This window comes from Flagellimonas yonaguniensis (genome assembly GCF_029193885.1).
Taxonomy (GTDB): Bacteria; Bacteroidota; Bacteroidia; order Flavobacteriales; family Flavobacteriaceae; genus Flagellimonas; species Flagellimonas yonaguniensis.
In genome coordinates this window covers 1-3,279 of sequence record NZ_JARFVB010000035.1, presented here as the reverse complement: position 1 = coordinate 3,279, position 3,279 = coordinate 1, and the positions used below count along the sequence as shown (strand labels likewise).

The window sequence follows — 3,279 nt, the reverse complement described above, 5'->3', positions numbered from 1 at the left end:
TCTTGCCCGACATGAACTGCTCGAGCACCTTCTTTTCAAATTCTGTCTGTTCTTTCTTTGTCATGGTACTGTCTGAATAAAATTAATACTTCTAATCTTTTTCAGACAGAGTTCAGTTTACAGTCTCTTGTTTGAGTAAGAAGGGTAAATTTGTGTAATTTTCAAAATACTGATAATCAGTTATATATAACATTAAAGTATCGTTGCATTAAAAATTTAAGCTTGCCAGTAGAGCATTAATTAAATAATATAAGTGCAGTGTGACAATCACTATGGCTTATTTGAATAAATACGAATCTTTTCTATTAGCAGCTCTCGAGGATAAAAATGTATTAGTTAGTGGTGATATATGTAAGTTACTCGAAAATGAATTTGGAATTAAGAATAGTAATGCTCGAAAAATAATCCAAAGAGCGGCTCAAAAAGGCCTCATTAAATCCTCAGTACCTTTAACTTTTGGTAAAGGCCAGTTCGCTTATAGTAATCCCACCGTTAATTTCACTAAAGACATAATTAAATTAATTTCCAAAAAGCATAGACCTGTGCTTTTTCGGCTACTTGTAGCATTAGATGTGAACAAAGGAATTTTATCCTATTATGAAGCCTTGAAAATTACAGCTTCACCGCTGATAAAAGGTGTCTCAAAAGTTGATTATCTAGATGATTTGATTGGGTTGTTAACAAAGTTTGATATAGCTTATCAAAAAACAGATAAGAATTTAGTTAGGTACATCATCTTAAAAGGCAAAGGAGGAATTGAAGAGAGTCTGATGGATATGCATTTTGCCAAAATGTCAATAGATACGGTATTTATAAAGGATATTATTGATTGGATTGTTAAATCAAATTTGATTGATAATAGAAATGTTATTTATAGAAATAAAACCAATCCTTCCAAAGGAGCTAAGCATAACAATTTAGTTTGGGATGCATTTGGTTATACAAAGACAACGGGTCTTAACGATTCTGTTGCCAAAGATTCTAATTCTCCAGAAAAGCAAACTTTGGTTGTATTAGACATTTTAATTAATAGAGATTATGAACAAGTTGATTTAGACGGGTTTTTGAGTCGTATACAAATTAATCTTAATTCGGTTTCAAAAGGGAAGCGAAAAGTTGTTCCTATAATTGTCTATAAAAACAGTTCGAGATTAATTTTAAACAAGATTAAAAAGTTAGGGTTTCTAAGTTATAATGTTAGTTCTATATATGGCTCAAATATTTTTAATGTCTTAGAGAACATTTCAAAGCTTCAATTAAACAAAAAGCTATTAGAGCAAGATGATATTGAAAGAATTATAACAGATACTCTTGGAACAATTAATGCATCCGGACAAGATGATCAATTAAAAGCCATAAAAGGAACGCTCTTTGAGGTTGTTATGTATCAAGTGTTAAAACATCAATATCCAAATGCAGAAATTAAGCCTAATTACTATTTCTCTAAAAATATTGTAAATAAAGAAGATAATACTATCATAACTGAGGGGTATGAATATGATTATGTGATTAAATCAACAAATCCAAAAGAAATTATTGTAGTTGAGTTAAAGGGTTACAAATCAACTTATGAAATTCCATTAGGTGATTACAAAACAAAAAATACAATTAGCTGGTTTTTTAAAAAGACTCTACCCTTTATTAAAGATAAGTTCAAAACAGATATTGGTGAGGGTTATGTTTTTAAAGGCTGTTACATAACATCAAGTCAATATACTAAAGAAGCTATTGACGACTTAGATAAATTAAAAAAGGGCAGTCTAAAGCCAAAGCGATTGGATTTATTTTATAATAGGCAAAAATTGTTTGACTTTCTAGTGGAAAATGACTTCAGGAATTTAAAGGGAATTATTGAAAAATTTTATTAATGAATAAATTATGTTAAACATTTTAGGAATACATTGCTCGGTTTTAAATGGTTTTGGTAAGTTGGCTGTAGTAATACTTACCGACGAAAATGAAATCGTAACAAACATATTTAGAAGTCCTTCGGTGTTTTCATTTAGAGAAAACACAGGGGAAATTTTAAATTGGCACAAGGATAACGTATTGTCACTAATATCACTATATAAGATTGATGCCATAGTGGTTAAGAAGACCGAAAGTAATTCATTTAATGGAAGACCTAAGAAGTCCGACTTTTTCAAATTATATCTTGAAGGTGTTATGCTTTCAATAGCAGGAAGTAACGGTATGAAAAACAGACATTTAGTAAAAAACTCAATTACCGCACTATTGCAAAATAATGAGGTTTACGATAAGACTCTAAGTGAATTAGAAGAGATTTTTAAAATTGAATTAGATGCTGAATATTCAGCTGCTGATAGGGCGCCCATAACAGAATCATTATTAGCAGTCCTTGCTTATAAAAACTTTTTAACGCAATGATATTAACGACAGTTGAAATTGAAAAAATTAAAGATTTTGAAGAACAAGGTTTTTTTAGTTCTACATACCTTGCTATTGACAAAAGGCTTGAAAGAGAAGTTGCGGTAAAAGATATTAATGTAAATGGCAAGGAGAAAGAAGAAGAAGTTGAGAATTTTTTTCACGAGGCATTAAAACTGTCACAGTCAGAACATCCTCGTATTTTACCCATTTACTTTGTAGGGTTGTGTAATACAGATGGAGGTGAAGAAGTTATTCCCAGGGTAGTAACGAAGTATATGAGAAACGGTACTTTAAGTGGGGTTTTACAAGAACAATATGCAACAGGTTTCACACTTCCTTTAGACACTATCATACGATATGCACATGATATAATCCAAAGTTTAATTCATTTGCACTCATTAGATATATTGCATTTAGATTTAAAAGCATCTAATCTATTTATTGGTGATGATGGTAAATTAGTGGTAGGTGATTTTGGTCAGTCTCGTTTCTTGGTTGATGGATTGACAGCAGATGCAGAAAATTTATACCCAGCTTTAATACCTGATGAATTTTCTAAAAAAGGAGTTGTAGATAAAACGGCTGATATATATCAATTTGGTATCCTACTATACAGTATATGTTGTTATGATTATTACAGGAACTATTTAGAAGTAGAATATCAAATAGACGTTGAGGTTTTAAAAGGTTTATTTGCTAATCCAGAAGAGAGAGATAAAGAAGCAATTAAAGCATTCGGTAAAAACCTTAAAAGGTATAAATGTAGATACCCCGATCTTTAGGACAGTTTCTCTACAAAACTAATATAATTCAAGCCGCTCTCTTAAATAGATCGATAGGTCTTTCATAGTCGATGGACTGGTGTCTTCTTTCATGGTTGTAATAATC

Annotated in this window: 3 protein-coding genes; all 3 read left to right on the top strand. The window is 30.8% G+C overall.

The window, feature by feature from the left end; all coding sequences use genetic code 11:
* Nucleotides 1-272: 272 nt before the first annotated feature.
* Genes PY092_RS19570 through PY092_RS19560 form a run of 3 tightly spaced genes read left to right on the top strand, consistent with a single transcriptional unit; the run spans nucleotide 273 to nucleotide 3,173 of the window.
* Nucleotides 273-1,868, top strand: coding sequence for a hypothetical protein (locus tag PY092_RS19570; RefSeq protein ID WP_275617408.1), 1,596 nt, complete (start codon nucleotides 273-275; stop codon nucleotides 1,866-1,868).
* Nucleotides 1,869-1,878: 10 nt separating this feature from the next.
* On the top strand, nucleotides 1,879-2,388 hold the full coding sequence (locus tag PY092_RS19565; protein WP_275617407.1) for a hypothetical protein: 510 nt from the start codon (nucleotides 1,879-1,881) through the stop codon (nucleotides 2,386-2,388).
* On the top strand, nucleotides 2,385-3,173 hold the full coding sequence (locus PY092_RS19560; protein WP_275617406.1) for a protein kinase domain-containing protein: 789 nt from the start codon (nucleotides 2,385-2,387) through the stop codon (nucleotides 3,171-3,173). Before PY092_RS19565 ends, PY092_RS19560 begins: the two co-directional genes overlap by 4 nt.
* Nucleotides 3,174-3,279 lie beyond the last annotated feature (106 nt).